This is a genomic window from Sanguibacteroides justesenii (assembly GCF_003204205.1).
GTDB classification, from domain to species: domain Bacteria; phylum Bacteroidota; class Bacteroidia; order Bacteroidales; family Marinifilaceae; genus Gabonibacter; species Gabonibacter massiliensis.
The window spans coordinates 198,521-213,485 of record NZ_QJPL01000006.1 but is presented as its reverse complement, the minus strand read 5'-3'; the positions used below and the strand labels follow the sequence as shown (position 1 = coordinate 213,485).

Sequence of the window (14,965 nt, the reverse complement as noted above, 5' to 3'; positions counted from 1 at the left end):
AATTTTGTAATTAGTAAGTTTTAGATTAATTAAAATGCAATTTTGCGAATTTAACTTATATTTTTTAAATAAATGTGCCGTAATTGCAGTTTTTTTGTGCCGTAATTGTATCTTTTAGTTAATTTATTGATGGCGAAATTCTCTTTCCCGTACTTTTCATGCCAAAACTTAATTATGTTTTTTGGTATATTAAAATCCGGAAAGAAAAAACGCAATAGAATTGTTATTCCTTCATTTTGCAAAATTTTGAAAAGGATCCGGAAAATTATTCCGGACTTTTTCGTTAGTAGTTCCCTTATATTTTCTGATGTAATGGTATGTGCTTTCGATATCATGGTGTCGAAGGTGATCCATTAAATCTTTGAAGGTTACTCCCGAGTCAAGCAGAAGCCCTGCTCCCGTGTGTTTAAAGCTGTAAAATTTATATTCTTTGCTTAGTTTTAGTTTATCACGAAATTTATTGAACCGATTGCGCAATGTGTTTTTCCCGAGTTCTTCATATCCCGGTATGCCTTTACGTCCAAAAATGAAGAATTCTTTATTAAAATTTTGTAGTTGGTATACCGTTGTTATTAGTTCGTGTAATTTGGATAACATCTTGTCGTGGAGCTTTACTATCGATTATGTTTATGGTTATTTTGCCGGAATAAAAATCGATGTGTTTGATTTTTAGTAATCTTAACTCTGTGCCGGGGCGAATCGCACAGTAGTACTGCATCATGCAAGCTAAGTATAGCTGTGGATCGTCTTTTTGTATACAAACGAGTAGTTTTTTTAAATCATCTGGAGTGATGGGTTTTGGAGCTGCGTCTACTTTTTTCTTTACGTCGGGAATATCGTAAACGGGATTTAATTTAATGTATTTCTTTTTGATTAAGAAGTCGAAGAAAGCTTTTATTTTTATTTTGTAGGTTGTTACTGTTACTTTATCGAGATTTCGGATTTTGATAATGTAATCGAAAAAGTTCAATATAATTTCGTTATCAATCTCCGTTATATCGTATCCACCGAAACCGTTTTTTTCTAACCATAAAGTGAAAATTCGCATTTTGCTTTGATACGAAGAATATGTTTTTTCTTTTAATGCACTTTGTTTATATAGGAGAAATTCAGAGGACAATTTTCGAGCACAATTATTGCTCTTTTTTTAGATAACCAAAGCTCTCGGCTTCATTTTTGTATTGGATCTGATCCTCGTAAAGCACATCAGGATCATTCCATGGCGTCCAGCCATTTGACAACAATTTAGTGTATTTCGCAATTAATTTTTGCGCATGCTCACGCTTTTTAGCGTGGCTTTTTAATTGCTTAAATCCTTCATAAATTTTTTGCCGAACCATACGGCCGGTTTTGGGGTTGCGTACTGAGAAATACACGTACCACACCCGGCCTTCACTTAATTTCGGTATTGTTGCAACAATTTCTCGTTTCATTTTTTTCTGTTTTAAATTCCCCAATCCAAAATCAGAAAGAATGAAAAGTGTCTATATTGTCTGCAACCTGTCTATTGCATGTGTTGGCAATATACTATATATCAATAATTTATCGCCAAACTTGTAATCATTAAGCTCCAATGTCTATTTTGTGGCTATTGTAACCTGTTGATTAAGTGCAACATAAAAAGAACTTTGTGGAGCAGCAGGGAATCGAACCCTGGTCCAAACACGGAATCAATATGTTTTCTACATGCTTAGCTTTTTATTGGTTTTCGAATACAGCCCGGAAAAGAGCACCCAAACTGTACCTTAGCTTCTGAATTTCACCTGCGCCTCGAAGCATGACGCCGGCTAACCCTGTATTGCCTGCACCCCGGATGCCGGTTGGAACAAGGTGGATCCTCCGGCGGGATGTCTTGTCTCCACTATCCTTGAGCGGAGATTAAGCCTGAATCTACTGTGATTCGATTAGGCAGCAAGAGCGTAATTATTTTCGCCAATTAAAATTTTGCGTCCGGGATTAACGGGCCGGCTTCACTACGCCCGACATGCTTACATACCTATTCATCATGCTGTCAAATCCAGGTCTGCCCCATAGTTATGCGACAGCAAAGATAATGAAATATGCGGTATATTGAAGGGATCGGAAAAAAAATTATTCGGAACAATGTTCGATAAGGATCTTTGTTCCTATGGCGATCAGGATGATTCCCCCGAGCAGTTCCACGTTGATTCCTTTTATTTTTCCGAAGCGGTAACCGAAGCAAACCCCGGCGAGGGATAGAATGAATGTTGTAAAGCCGATAATAAATGAGGGGAGATATATACTGACCTTAAGAAAAGCCATGCTTATTCCGACGGCAAGAGCGTCGATACTGGTTGCTACTCCTAAGGTTAATAAGGTTTTGTTCGACAACGAGGCGAAAGAACTCTTCTCTTTCTGAAAAGACTCGTAAATCATTTTGCCTCCCAAGAAAGATAATAGAATGAAAGCAATCCAATGATCGTATGCTGTGATGTATGAACTGAAACTGACTCCCAGAGCCCACCCCGCAAGGGTCATCCCTCCTTGAAAAATCCCCATGGTTAAAGCTAACTTCATGGCTTGTTTCAACCAAAACGGTTTCATAAAAATCCCCCCGCTGATACTTACGGCAAGGCTGTCCATCGCCAGACCAACGGCAATCATAAACATGGTGATGATTCCCATACACAGATATTTTGTACAAAAATATAAAATAGATGGAGATTGTCGGCACAAAAGAGGTAAATCTTCCGTATTTTTGTAGGAGAACTTAAAGAGTTTAAAATTAAAACAAAAGGAAATGAACTTGCAGACGAAGGTGAATATCACCCCTCCCGATTTTTTGATCGATTACCGTTCTAAACTGATGTTGCTGGGTTCTTGTTTTGCCGAAAACATGGGTAATAAGTTTACTTATTATAAATTCGATGTGGATGTGAATCCTTGCGGCATCGTGTATAATCCCCGTTCGGTAGCCAATGTGCTTCGCCTGATGTTAGACAACAAAAAGTTTCAGGAGTCGGATTTATTACGTGAGAATGGGAAATGGGTAAGCCTCTATCATCATGGTTGTTTTTCGGATAGAGAACTTATGACGGTTTTGAACCGGATAAACGGAAGATTGGAAGAGGCCCGGGAGAATTTGAAAAGGACGGATTTATTAGTCGTAACATGGGGTACGGCCTGGGTTTATAAATACATGAAGACGGGGATGGTGGTGGCGAATTGTCATAAGATTCCCGCTAAGGAGTTCGAGCGTTATCGGTTGAGTGTCGGGGAGATTGCAGACGAATATATTTCGTTGATCCGTCGCTTGCGGGAGGTGAATCCCGATTTGCGGGTTATGTTTACCGTTAGTCCGATCCGTCACTGGAAAGATGGAGCCGATGGCAATCAGTTGAGTAAATCGACATTGTTACTGGCTATTGAGCAAATACGGGAGGCCGTGGAGCTGGTTTATTATTTCCCCGCTTACGAGATTGTGTTGGATGAGTTGCGGGATTATCGTTTTTACGCCGAAGATATGCTTCATTTAACCTCGTTTACGGTCGATTATATTTGGGAGCGTTTGTTGTTCAGTTATATCAGTCCGGATGTGTTGGGCGTGATGAATACGATCGGACGAATAAACAAGGGAATAACTCATCGTCCGTTCGATGCGACTTCCGATGATTATCGAAATTTAGTACGAAAACTACTGGCTGCCATTCGAGAGGTTACCCGGATTCATCCAACCGTAAATTTCGCGAAAGAGATAAAGCAGCTTGAAGCTTATCTTACCGTTTGAACGGCAACAAAGAGTCCGGACCGGAAGTCGTATCCTGTTCCTGTACCCGGTTTAATTCTTTTAAATAGATATCTGTTTTTACAGGATAACTGTTGGGATATTTCTTACGGATGCGTTTTAAAGCGGGGATTGCTTCGAGGCGGGAATGAAAATTTCCGACCCTGATTTTGAAATCGGGATCAAAGTATTGTAAATAAGCCGGAATATCGGGAAAAAGCTTTTCAAAATCTTCCGTGTATTTTTTTAAACTATCGACGTTTGAATTAAAAGAACTTGCGGATAGTATCTGGATTCGATAGCCTTTGAACGAGTATCCTTTTTTATTATTGGCTATATTTAATCTGACCAATTTTTCGATTCTGTGATCTCCGGAGATGTGAATATTTACTCCACCCAATCGATTGGGTTCCAGTAATTCGCGTATGAAATCAAATTCTTTCTCAACGGGAGGAATCGAGTCGTTTTGCCCCCGACCGTAACTCGCTATCAATAATAATACCGTGACTAAAAGTGTTCTCATATTTTATAAGATGTATTTGATCGTTCGCGTTATAACAATAGGCTACCATGGTCTTTCATGGAATGAACAAAGATAGCATAAATTGTATTGAAATGATAGAAAAATAGATAAATAACATTATTTTTGTCGGATGGGGATATAATTAAAAGTTCACGTGTAAAAATCATATAGAATGACTCAAGTATCGAATAGCCAAATTGTTGACATATTAAGAAAAGAAGCTAAAGCAGCCTTGGGATGTACGGAACCCGTGGCTTGTGCTCTTGCCTGTGCTAAATGCAAAGAGGTTTTAGGGAGTACTCCGGAATATTTGGAGGTGCGGGTGAGCGGGAATATATACAAAAACGGAATGGGCGTGGGGATTCCGGGAACGGGGATGGTAGGCCTTCCTATTGCTGCTGCTTTAGGTGCCGTTTGCGGCAAGAGCGAGTATGGTTTGGAAGTACTGAAAGAGGTGAACGAAGGGGATAATTTATTATTTGCAAAGGAGCTGGTATCGAAAGTCGTCGTTTCCATGAAAGAGGATGCACCCGATAAGTTATACGCGGAAGTGGATGCCCGGAGAGGAGATGATACGGCAAAAGTGATAATCATGAATGACCACACGAATATCGTGTATGTGGAGAAAAACGGGGAGGTTATTTTTAAAAAAGAGTATCGGGTGGATGTCTCTAAATTATCGGAAGATAATTGTCCCGTGTTGAGTGTCAGAAGAATATGGGATTTTATTCATGAGGTGGAGTTGAAAGATATCGAATTCGTATTGGAGGGAGCCGAGATGAATAAGGAGATTGCTTCGGAAGGATTGAGAAAGGAGTATGGGTTGCAAATCGGTAAAACTTTGCAGGAAAATATCGATAAAGGAGTATTGGAAAATGATTTGTTGAACAATGCTTTGATTCAGGCTACGGCTGCTTCTGATGCTCGTATGGACGGGTGCCCGAAGCCTGTAATGACCAATTCCGGTAGCGGTAACCAAGGCATTACGGTGTATATGCCTGTTATTGTTGCGGCAGAAAAATTCGGTTCTTCGAGAGAGCAGTTGGTGCGGGCTTTGGCGATGAGTAATTTGATTGCGGCTCATATTCACTCCTATATGGGGCACCTTTCGGCTCTTTGCGGTATTCTGATTGCCGGGACCGGGGCTGCATCTGCCATAACTTACCTGATGGGCGGGAGTTACGAGCAAGTCGTAAATGCTATAAAAACGATGTGTTCCAATTTGACGGGAATGATGTGCGACGGAGCAAAACAGGGATGTGCTTTAAAGGTATACTCCGGGGTCTCCGCTGCCGTGCAGGCGGCTTTATTAGCCATGCGGGGAATTCAAACCCATGATGACGGGATCATAGAGGACGATATTGAAAAGACGATCCGAAATGTCGGTTTGATCGGAACGGCCGGAATGGAAGAGACGGATAAGACAATATTGAATATTATGTGTCGTAAGGGAAGTAAATAGTCTCCCTTTTTCCTATCTTCGTGTAGAAGAATTTGTCTTGCAAGCAAAGAGAAATGGTTTCCTATGTAAATATACATACGCATTGCGGAGGGTGCGGGGTCAATATATTGGACGTCGGGGAACTTTATGCCGGTTTGAAGATCGAATTGAAGAAGAGGCGTTCGGGAGGGGAGCGGTTTTTCTATTCCGTAGGCTGGCATCCGATGAAAAAACTCACGAGAAAGAGGGAAGAAATTTTGAAGGAGTTGGGGCAAATGATCGCCTTAAAAGAGGTTGTCGCCGTGGGAGAATGTGGTTTGGACCGGAGATCCGCCGTGTTATTTTCAGAACAGATCCCCTTGTTGATAGGACAGGTCGAGTTAGCGGAACGGGCACGAAAACCTTTGATCATTCATTGCGTTAAGGCCTATCCCGATTTGATCAGGGTTCGTAAAGGCATGAAAACGACGGTTCCTTGGATTATTCATGGTTTTAATAATAATGAACAGATTCTTAATCAGTTATTAGAACACGGTTTTTATATTTCGGTAGGGCCTCAGTTGTTGAATCCTCGTTCGAACGCGTTTCGTTTGTTAAGAAAGATTCCGTTGTACGCTCTTTTTTTGGAGAGTGATGACCGGGACGTCCGGATCGAGGCGATATACGAATCTGCGGCTTCTGAATTGGGAATTGGAGAAGAGGAGTTGAAGCGGGTTATTTGGGATAATTATCAAAAAGTGATAGAGATAAGGTATGATGACGGAATGGTTAAGTAGGACGGAATTGTTAATCGGGAAAGAAGCATTGAAGAAATTGCAGGAAGCTCACGTGTTGGTCGCGGGGTTAGGGGGGGTAGGCGCTTATGCCGCGGAACAGTTGTGTCGTGCGGGAATAGGAGAGATGACGATTATTGACGGGGATTGCGTGGAGGAGACCAATAAAAATCGTCAACTGCCTGCTTTAGATAGTAACATGGGCAAGCCTAAGGCCGAAGTTATGGCCGCTCGCTTTCGGGATATAAATCCGGAAATACGATTGCATGTTATCAATGATTATATCCGGGACGACCGGATGATTGAAGTGTTGAAGCTGGCTTCTTATGATTATATTGTGGATGCGATCGACACGTTGGCCCCTAAAATTTTTTTGATATACCACAGTTTGCAGAACGGTTACTCTATCGTGAGCTCGATGGGGTCCGGGGGAAAGTTCGACCCTACGCAAATACGGATTGCGGATATTTCTAAATCCTATAATTGTAATCTGGCAAGAATGCTTAGGAAGAGATTACATAAATTAGGTGTGTATAAAGGGGTAAAAGTCGTTTTCTCTCCGGAAGAGGTCGATCCTGAAGCGGTGGTTCTAAGTGAGGGTGAAAATAAGAAATCCAATGTGGGAACGATCTCTTATATGCCGCCTGCATTCGGTTGTTTTTGTGCCTCTGTCGTGATTCGTGATTTGATAGGGAAATAAAAGAAAAGCGGCCAATGACCGCTTTTCTACGATTAGGCCCGAAGTTTCTGGGCACTTAATTTTTGTAATTTGCTTTCGGCATACTCTTTGGTGATGGTGACGGTCTCGCATTTTTGCGAGGGAATCTCGAACATCAGGTCTGTCATTATCGCTTCGCAAATGGAACGAAGTCCGCGTGCACCCAATTTGAATTCGATCGCTTTATCGACAATGTATTCGAATACCTCTTCATCGAAATTCAATTGTATATGATCCAAATCGAACAATTTCACGTATTGCCGGATAATGGCATTTTTCGGTTCCGTGAGAATATTCCTTAGGGCTTGTCTGTCTAATGGTTCTAAATAAGTCAATACCGGCAGGCGTCCGATGATTTCTGGAATGAGCCCGAAGGATTTTAAATCTTGGGGGGCAATGTATTGAAGCATGTTGTCCCGGTCGATGGTTTCGGTTTCTTTACTGGCGGTAAAGCCTACTACCTGGGTGTTCATTCTTTGGGCTATCTTCTTCTCGATGCCATCGAAAGCTCCCCCGCAGATAAACAGAATATTTTTCGTATTTACGGGTATCAGTTTTTGTTCCGGGTGTTTTCGTCCACCCTGAGGCGGTACGTTTACGATCGAACCTTCCAATAGTTTCAATAGGCCTTGCTGCACTCCTTCTCCGCTGACATCCCGGGTAATGGAAGGGTTGTCTCCTTTACGGGCGATCTTGTCTATTTCATCGATAAACACGATCCCTTTTTCGGCGGCTTCCACGTCGTAATCGGCGGCTTGAAGCAATCGCGTCAAGATGGATTCGATATCTTCTCCCACGTAGCCGGCCTCCGTTAAAACCGTGGCGTCCACGATGGTAAAAGGAACATGCAACATTTTGGCAATGGTACGTGCTAACAGGGTTTTTCCCGTTCCTGTTCTGCCGACCATAATGATATTCGATTTCTCTATTTCGACGTCATCCTGAGTCTCTTTTTGGGCCAAACGCTTGTAATGGTTATACACGGCTACGGCTAAATGTTTTTTAGCCTCGTCTTGCCCGATCACGTATTGATCCATGAATTCCTTGATCTCGATCGGTTTTTTTACTTCGATCTGATCCAGATTTAACGAAGAGGTATGGTTTTTTTGTTCTTCCTGTACGATATCGTACGCTTGTGTTGCACACATATCACAGATGAAACCGTCCACACCCGATATAAGAAGATCCACTTCATCTCTGGATCTTCCGCAGAAAGAGCACTTGTCTTGCATCATTTATTTTTCTCTGGTTAATACCACATCGATCATGCCGTAGTTTTTAGCTTCCTCGGCAGTCATCCAGTAATCTCGATCGGAATCCTTTTCCACTTTTTTGAACGGGTTTCCGGAATGATCGGCAATAATCGTGTATAGTTCTTTTTTCAATTTGGCAATTTCACGTGCTGTGATCTCGATGTCGGATGCTTGTCCTGAGGCTCCACCCATAGGTTGGTGAATCATTACCCGGGAGTGTTGCAAGGCGGAACGTTTCCCTTTGGTTCCGGCTGTCAGGAGCACGGCTCCCATGGAAGCTGCCATTCCGGTACAGATAGTTGCCACGTCACATTTTATATATTGCATGGTGTCGTATATCCCCAAACCGGCATACACGGAACCTCCGGGCGTGTTGAAATAAATCTGGATGTCTTTTCCGGGGTCCGTGGATTCCAGAAAAAGAAGTTGAGCCATAATGATATTGGCCACATCATCGTCGATAGGTGTACCTAAAAAAATAATCCGGTCCATCATCAAACGGGAAAATACGTCCATCGTGGCGATGTTCAATTGACGCTCTTCGATGATGGTCGGAGATATATAGCTTGCCGTGGCAGATTCGAATCGGTGCAGGTTTAAGCTGCTAATGCCTTTATGTTTCGTGGCATATTTTTGAAATTCATTTTTTGGAAACATATTATTTTAATTTAATCCGCCGCTAAGTTACGAAAAAACGAAGCGAAAGACAAGTATGTAACAAAGATTAACCGGGTGGTGGCTATCCGGGGCTGATCGGGTAAAGGTGCGGGAATCCGTACGTGTAGAGGTCGTCTATAAAGAGCTTTCGATTGGAAATTAGGTAAAGGTTTTTATAGTGATAAAAAATTCTTATTTTTGAATACAATAAAATCATATTTGTTTTCTGTTCGGGAACGAAGGAAATCTAAATTAGATTGTAATAACGAGAAATAATATAAATAGTTGATTATTAGTGTGAATTATTGTTTGCACCAATAAAAACTTTGGGGGAATTTTAAGATAATAAGCAGCAAAATATAAAATATGGATTTGTTTGAAAGGATAAAAGCGGGCGATAGAGTGGCGTTTAAGACTCTTTTTGATCTATATTATAAGGATTTGTTGCGGGTAGCTGTTTATTACGTACGTGACTTCGAGGTGGCTAAGGACATCGTTCAGGAACTTTATACGAAATTGTGGGAAAACCGGGATGCTTTGCAGAGGGTGGAAAATGAACGGGGGTATTTAAGAAATAGTACGCGGAATCGTTGTCTGAATTACCGGGAACACAGTTTGGTCGTGGATAAATACCAACGATCGTACGTGGAGGAAGAGTGTGAAGAAGAGCCGGAGGAGTTGATTCAAAACGTAAAACGTTTACTGGAACGTTTGCCGGAAAAGAGACGTAAAATTTTGGAATTAAGTATTGTCGAGTCCAAATCTTACGCGGAGATCGCACAAGAACAGGGTGTTATGATAAATACGGTCAAAGATCATATTCGTAAAGCCTATGCTTTTATAAGGGAAAATACTTCAAAAGAAAAATTGAAATCCATATTGTTTTTTTTATTTCGAAAAAAATAAAAATTAACATTTCCGAGCCCCACCATTTGGAGAGATTCCTGTCATTTATATAAAATTGTTTTAAACAAATGTATAAAAAATGACGACCGAAAAGGGAGTAGAAGGGATCATTTATGATAAGTTGTGTGGCGAATCGCTTTCCGCTGAAGAGGAGGGTTTGTTTATGGAGTGGTATGCTTTGCCCGAACATCGGAAACAATATCACGAATTGGAGCGAATAAAATTCGCTGTATATATCGCGGGGTGTGAACGCAAAATCGTTTTGGCAAGAGAGTGGCAAAAAATTCATCAGAAAATAGATGAAAAGAGAATCGTCCCGGTATGGATACGCTATGCCGCCGTGTTTATTCTTCTTTTCGGGGTGGGGATTCTATGGTGGAATCCAATGGAGAAAAACGAGTTCGTTTCGGATAATCCGGTAGTCGTGCCCGGTAAAAAGCAAGCCGTTCTGACGTTATCCAACGGTAAAAAAATAGTGCTTGGCGATTCGTTGGTAAAACCTGTCACGGAAGAGAAAGGAGTGGTCATTCGAGGACTTTCCGGAAATATGTTGGCCTATGATATCGTGGGGGAGGAGGCAAAACGGACCTATAACCGGATTGCGGTACCCCGGGGAGGCGAATACGTTCTGACTCTATCCGACGGTTCCGTCGTGTGGTTGAATTCTGAGAGTTCGCTCTATTATCCGATTGTTTTTACCGGAGACACCCGTGAGGTTACCTTGACGGGAGAGGGTTTTTTTGATGTGAAAAAAGCGGATGGAAAGCCTTTTATCGTGAATTCGGAAAAAATGAATGTTCGCGTGTTGGGGACTCAATTCAATGTAAGAGTATATCCTGGCGAGAGCCAACATACCACTTTGGTAAAGGGGGCTGTTGAGGTAAAGGATGGAAAACGAGCGGTACAACTGATCCCCGGACAACAAGTCTCTTTGGAAAAAGATTCTATGGTCGTTCGGGAAGTAGATCCTATGGATTACATTGCCTGGCGGTACGGGGAATTTAACTTCAGGCAATGTCGGTTGGTGGAGTTGTTCGAAGAGTTGGCCAGATGGTACGATCTGAATCTGTTCTTTGTTAACCCGGAAGTGAAGGAGTATGTTTTCACGGCTTCTTTTAAACGAAGCACTCCGGTGGATGAAGTTATATCTATTTTAGAAAAAACGAAAAACATTAAAGTCGAATTAAAAGGGAAAACGTTAAAAGTCACAAAAAATTGTCGGAATTAAAAATTCGGGAGATGTTGGCGTATCTCCCGATCGGTAAAATTCCTTGTCAGAGGAATTTTAAAGTCTAATCATTAACAACAAAACTATGAAAAATCTAAGAGAAAAACTCATTTGGATTATGATTAAATTTAAATTGTTTTGCCTCGTCATGGCTTTGGGCATTTCGGGACTGAATGCGAAAGTCTGGTCACAGCAGGAAAAATTGAGTTTAACGATGAATGGGGATCTTGTTCAGTTATTTGAAAAGATTCAGAAACAGACCGGTTTCAGATTTGTTTTTAACCATGCTGATGTGAAAGGATACCAATTGAAGGGTGAGGTCAAGGAAAAAACTGTTTCTGAAATTCTGGATTGGGCATTAGCGAATAAGCCGTTGAAATACGAGATCGTTAATGAGCATGTAATTATTTATTATGAGTCGGCTAAACCGGCACAGGATTCAGTAAAGATGGTAAATATAAAAGGGACGGTGCGTGATGAAGGCGGTTTGCTTTTGCCTGGGGTTTCGGTTATGATAAAGGGTACGTTGGTCGGTGTCGCCACGGGTAATGACGGAAAGTTTACCTTGAATGTTCCGGTGAGAGATACGGTAATACTTGTTTTCTCGTTCGTGGGGATGAAGACTTTGGAAGTAAAATTCGATCCGAACAAAACGGAGTATAACGTGGTAATGAAGGACGAACAGGTGGCTTTGGATGATGTAGTGATCACCGGATTTCGACAAACAACGAGACAAAAAGCGACGGGCTCCGTGGCTGTCCTAACGAAAGAGAATTTTGCCAATAAAGCTCAACCGACAGTAGATAATTTGCTTCAGGGGCAGATTGCGGGCGTGAGCGTACAGGCCATATCCGGACGTCCGGGCGAGTCGGCTAAGATACGGATCAGAGGAACCAGTACATTTAGCGGGGATGCCGATCCGTTATGGGTTATAGACGGGGTTCCGTTGCAACAAACTTTTCCTAATATTTCGACAACTCAAATTAAATCCGGCGATTTCAGTACGCTTTTTTTGAACGGAATCGGGGGAGTAAACCCGAATGATATAGAGAATGTGACGGTATTGAAAGATGCCGCAGCTGCAGCTATTTACGGTTCCCGTGCGGCCGGGGGTGTTATCGTTGTGACGACCAAGAAGGGGAAAGCCGGAAAGATGCGGGTCAATTATGCGGGTAATGTTACCATTGTAGGAAAACCGCAACGGGATGGAAATCTGATGAATTCGTCCGAAAAATTGGCATGGGAACAGGAGTTGTGGGATGAATTCTCCGCGGAAAAGTACAATGAGGGCCTTCGTTATCCGGTTGTGGGTATTGTCGGTATGTTACGTTCCGGCCGGTTGGGAAAGGACGGTAAGTTCAAAGGTGATAATGGTTACGAACCGATGAGTGCGGAAGAGCAGGACGCTTACCTTCGGGAGTTGAGCGGGCACACGACGAACTGGTTTGACGAATTGTTCCGTACTACGGTTTCGACCAGCCACCATCTGTCTCTTTCGGGAGGTGCTGAGCGTTCTACTTATTATATTGCATTAGGGTATTCGAAAGATAATGGGGTGTTGAAAAAAACGGATTATGACCGATATAGTTTCAATGCCAAAATTAATTTAATGCCGATAGATCAATTGAAATTAGATTTTGGTTTTGATTTGGCCCAGCAGAAATCCGGAGGTTCTTCTTTGAACGTAGATCCTTTCAAATATGCTTATTTTGCCAATCCCTACGAACGTCCCTATAACGAAGACGGAAGTTACCGGGCGGACGTGACTTATTATTCGTTACCCAAGATGAATGATGCATCGAGTACGACGTTATTGCCGCCCAACGGATTTAATATAATGCGGGAGATCGATGAGACTTCCAGTAAGGTAAATAATTTCTCGACCACCTTGCGAATGGGAGTAGAGTATCGCTTTATCGAAAAATTGAAATTTGCAGGATTGGTTTCCTATACTTTTACCAATAATAAAACGGATAATATCAATGGAATCAATACCTATGCGGCTTACGCCGATCGGTTTAGTTTCGATCGTAAAAATCCAGACAGGGTATACGGTTCGATTACACAGACTTCCGGGAACAACAGCAGTTATTTCCTAAGGGGACATTTCATGTATGACGACCTGTACGGTGAGAATCATCGTTTGTCCGTATTGGCCGGAGCCGAGATACGGGGAACAAAGGCTAAAAGCATGTATGCCAAACGGTATGGTTACGATCCGGTAACGGGAAATTCCTCCATTCCCATCCCCTCTAAACCTGCGAGTGGAGATAATATCAGTTATTCCGATTTGGAATCTTTCGCGGCAATCGTGGACCAGCTTTCAGGAGAAAACGTGATCGAGAATCGTTTTGCTTCTTTCTATGCTTCATTGGATTACTATCTGATGGAACGTTATATCTTTAGTTTCTCGTTCAGAACGGACGGATCAAACCATTTCGGTAGCGACGAGCAATTTAATCCGACGTGGTCATTGGGAGCCGTATGGCATTTGGGAGACGAGAACTTCATGGCTCCTTTGAAGCCGGTATTGAACCGGGTGGCTTTACGAGCAGCTTTCGGTTACACGGGTAACGTGAATACCTCTTATAGTCCGGAATTAATCATGAACTACGATAAGGTAAATCGTAAATTCGGTAACGGTTTAAGGATGGCTACCGTGTATAATGCTCCTAATCCGAATTTAAGATGGGAGAAAACAAAGGATATGAAGTTAGCGTTGGATTTCGGTTTATGGAATGACCGGATTTCAGGTTTGGTGGAGTGGTATTATCGATTGAGTTCCGATGTGGCGACCGACGTGAAGGTATTGACGACAACCGGATTCAATCATCAGGGGTATAATACCTCCGAGATAGAGAATAAAGGGATCGAGGGAACGCTGAACGTGAAGGTATTGGATGGAAAAGATTTTAAATTGAAAGTTTCGGCAAATGTGGCCTGGAATCAGAATAAATTGAAAAAATATAATCCACCTGCCTCTACCTATTACTCCTACGAGGGATTCCCCCTGAGCGGTATATTCGGCGGAAGGGTAACGGGTATCGATCCTCAAAACGGGATGTATTTGTTCGAATTGCGTCCGGATGCAGAAATCAATCAGGCCACGGATTTGCATAAAGGCGATAACTACCGTTTTTATTTGGGAACGAATATCGCTCCCGTTACCGGAGGTTTCAATGTGAATTTTTCCTATAAAAATGTCAGTTTGAATGTAGGTGGCTCTTATTCGTCCGGGGCGAAAGTGATAAATAATCTTGCTTCTCCGGCCAGTTATAGCCGGGTGGGCTCTTCTTCCGGAGATTATGAACCCGTTCAGTCGGATTATAATGATCTGTATACCAATCATCTGAATGTTCAGAGAGACCGGACGAACCGGTGGACCCCGAATCGTACGACGGGAGTGAAATACGGACGCATTATCGATAGTTTCGGCGACCGTTTGTATTTGGATTACTATAATCCGACGGAGACGGTGATTACGCGGGGAATTATGCTGGAGAATATCTCTTATCTGCGTATCCAGAACATCTCGATCGCTTATAATTTGGGAACGGAGGTATTGAATAAATTGAAATTGTCTTCTATGGGCTTCATGTTGACGATGAATAATTTCTTTACCATTACGAATTATTCGGGACTTGATCCGGAAACACCGGGAGCTACCTATCCGAAGACCCGTTCCGTGACTTTAGGTATAACTGTTGGATTCTAAAAATGA

14 protein-coding genes and 1 other RNA gene are annotated in these 14,965 nt (G+C 42.2%); 7 read left to right on the top strand and 8 right to left on the bottom strand.

All coding sequences use genetic code 11. The annotated features are described in order from the left end of the window. Positions 1–231: 231 nt before the first annotated feature. From DMB45_RS15090 to DMB45_RS11290, 5 genes are all read right to left on the bottom strand, one after another. Positions 232–597, bottom strand: a complete 366-nt coding sequence (locus DMB45_RS15090) for a tyrosine-type recombinase/integrase (RefSeq protein WP_041505043.1) — start codon at positions 595–597, stop codon at positions 232–234. After that, positions 542–1,120 carry a tyrosine-type recombinase/integrase gene (locus tag DMB45_RS11305; protein WP_160289619.1) on the bottom strand — a complete coding sequence of 193 codons (579 nt, stop codon included), beginning with the start codon at positions 1,118–1,120 and terminating at the stop codon, positions 542–544. Before DMB45_RS11305 ends, DMB45_RS15090 begins: the two co-directional genes overlap by 56 nt. 13 nt (positions 1,121–1,133) lie before the next feature. Further along, on the bottom strand, positions 1,134–1,433 hold the full coding sequence (locus tag DMB45_RS11300; RefSeq protein ID WP_041505045.1) for a hypothetical protein: 300 nt from the start codon (positions 1,431–1,433) through the stop codon (positions 1,134–1,136). Between the two features lie 195 nt (positions 1,434–1,628). Next, positions 1,629–2,030: a transfer-messenger RNA gene (ssrA, locus tag DMB45_RS11295) on the bottom strand. A 61-nt stretch (positions 2,031–2,091) separates the two neighbouring features. Beyond that, the gene (locus tag DMB45_RS11290; protein ID WP_041502686.1) at positions 2,092–2,646 is read right to left on the bottom strand and encodes a manganese efflux pump MntP; all 555 of its coding nucleotides are present in this window, start codon (positions 2,644–2,646) and stop codon (positions 2,092–2,094) included. A 115-nt stretch (positions 2,647–2,761) separates the two neighbouring features. On the opposite strand from DMB45_RS11290, the gene DMB45_RS11285 reads away from it, so the two are divergent. Further along, on the top strand, positions 2,762–3,748 hold the full coding sequence (locus DMB45_RS11285) for a GSCFA domain-containing protein (protein WP_041502687.1): 987 nt from the start codon (positions 2,762–2,764) through the stop codon (positions 3,746–3,748). On the opposite strand, the gene DMB45_RS11280 is transcribed toward DMB45_RS11285, so the two are convergent. Continuing rightward, positions 3,738–4,268, bottom strand: a complete 531-nt coding sequence (locus DMB45_RS11280; RefSeq protein WP_052634434.1) for an SPOR domain-containing protein — start codon at positions 4,266–4,268, stop codon at positions 3,738–3,740. The genes DMB45_RS11285 and DMB45_RS11280 overlap by 11 nt on opposite strands. Positions 4,269–4,440: 172 nt before the next feature. Between DMB45_RS11280 and DMB45_RS11275 the strand changes: the two genes are divergently transcribed. Genes DMB45_RS11275 through DMB45_RS11265 form a run of 3 tightly spaced genes read left to right on the top strand, consistent with a single transcriptional unit; the run spans position 4,441 to position 7,182 of the window. Then, positions 4,441–5,730 (top strand): L-cysteine desulfidase family protein, encoded by a 1,290-nt coding sequence (locus tag DMB45_RS11275; protein WP_041502688.1) that lies wholly within the window; start codon positions 4,441–4,443, stop codon positions 5,728–5,730. Positions 5,731–5,783: 53 nt separating this feature from the next. After that, a complete protein-coding gene (locus tag DMB45_RS11270; RefSeq protein WP_052634436.1) occupies positions 5,784–6,485 on the top strand; it encodes a TatD family hydrolase in 702 nt (233 codons plus the stop codon). Continuing rightward, positions 6,466–7,182, top strand: a complete 717-nt coding sequence (locus tag DMB45_RS11265) for a tRNA threonylcarbamoyladenosine dehydratase (protein ID WP_181416516.1) — start codon at positions 6,466–6,468, stop codon at positions 7,180–7,182. The genes DMB45_RS11270 and DMB45_RS11265 overlap by 20 nt, the downstream gene beginning before the upstream one ends. A gap of 32 nt (positions 7,183–7,214) precedes the next feature. On the opposite strand, the gene clpX is transcribed toward DMB45_RS11265, so the two are convergent. Both clpX and clpP read right to left on the bottom strand, forming a co-directional pair. Further along, positions 7,215–8,432: an ATP-dependent Clp protease ATP-binding subunit ClpX gene (gene clpX, locus DMB45_RS11260; RefSeq protein ID WP_041502720.1), complete on the bottom strand. Its 1,218-nt coding sequence runs from the start codon at positions 8,430–8,432 to the stop codon at positions 7,215–7,217. Positions 8,433–8,435: 3 nt separating this feature from the next. Continuing rightward, entirely contained in the window at positions 8,436–9,110 is a 675-nt protein-coding gene (gene clpP, locus DMB45_RS11255; RefSeq protein ID WP_041502690.1) for an ATP-dependent Clp endopeptidase proteolytic subunit ClpP, read from the bottom strand. A 366-nt stretch (positions 9,111–9,476) separates the two neighbouring features. Here clpP and DMB45_RS11250 point away from each other — a divergent pair, with 366 nt between their 5' ends. From DMB45_RS11250 to DMB45_RS11240, 3 genes are all read left to right on the top strand, one after another. Next, complete coding sequence (locus DMB45_RS11250; RefSeq protein WP_041502691.1) at positions 9,477–10,016, top strand: RNA polymerase sigma-70 factor; 540 nt, start codon at positions 9,477–9,479, stop codon at positions 10,014–10,016. Positions 10,017–10,095: 79 nt separating this feature from the next. Beyond that, positions 10,096–11,244 carry a FecR family protein gene (locus DMB45_RS11245; protein WP_052634438.1) on the top strand — a complete coding sequence of 383 codons (1,149 nt, stop codon included), beginning with the start codon at positions 10,096–10,098 and terminating at the stop codon, positions 11,242–11,244. Positions 11,245–11,362: 118 nt separating this feature from the next. Beyond that, positions 11,363–14,959, top strand: coding sequence for a SusC/RagA family TonB-linked outer membrane protein (locus DMB45_RS11240; protein ID WP_041502722.1), 3,597 nt, complete (start codon positions 11,363–11,365; stop codon positions 14,957–14,959). Positions 14,960–14,965 lie beyond the last annotated feature (6 nt).

Bases quoted from the DNA above. Each gene is read 5' to 3' on its own strand.
- DMB45_RS15090 (WP_041505043.1), bottom strand. From the start codon at position 597: ATGTTATCCAAATTACACGAACTAATAACAACGGTATACCAACTACAA.
- DMB45_RS11300 (WP_041505045.1), bottom strand. From the start codon at position 1,433: ATGAAACGAGAAATTGTTGCAACAATACCGAAATTAAGTGAAGGCCGG.
- DMB45_RS11290 (WP_041502686.1), bottom strand. From the start codon at position 2,646: ATGGGAATCATCACCATGTTTATGATTGCCGTTGGTCTGGCGATGGAC.
- DMB45_RS11285 (WP_041502687.1), top strand. From the start codon at position 2,762: ATGAACTTGCAGACGAAGGTGAATATCACCCCTCCCGATTTTTTGATC.
- DMB45_RS11280 (WP_052634434.1), bottom strand. From the start codon at position 4,268: ATGAGAACACTTTTAGTCACGGTATTATTATTGATAGCGAGTTACGGT.
- DMB45_RS11275 (WP_041502688.1), top strand. From the start codon at position 4,441: ATGACTCAAGTATCGAATAGCCAAATTGTTGACATATTAAGAAAAGAA.
- DMB45_RS11270 (WP_052634436.1), top strand. From the start codon at position 5,784: ATGGTTTCCTATGTAAATATACATACGCATTGCGGAGGGTGCGGGGTC.
- DMB45_RS11265 (WP_181416516.1), top strand. From the start codon at position 6,466: ATGACGGAATGGTTAAGTAGGACGGAATTGTTAATCGGGAAAGAAGCA.
- clpX (WP_041502720.1), bottom strand. From the start codon at position 8,432: ATGCAAGACAAGTGCTCTTTCTGCGGAAGATCCAGAGATGAAGTGGAT.
- clpP (WP_041502690.1), bottom strand. From the start codon at position 9,110: ATGTTTCCAAAAAATGAATTTCAAAAATATGCCACGAAACATAAAGGC.
- DMB45_RS11250 (WP_041502691.1), top strand. From the start codon at position 9,477: ATGGATTTGTTTGAAAGGATAAAAGCGGGCGATAGAGTGGCGTTTAAG.
- DMB45_RS11245 (WP_052634438.1), top strand. From the start codon at position 10,096: ATGACGACCGAAAAGGGAGTAGAAGGGATCATTTATGATAAGTTGTGT.
- DMB45_RS11240 (WP_041502722.1), top strand. From the start codon at position 11,363: ATGATTAAATTTAAATTGTTTTGCCTCGTCATGGCTTTGGGCATTTCG.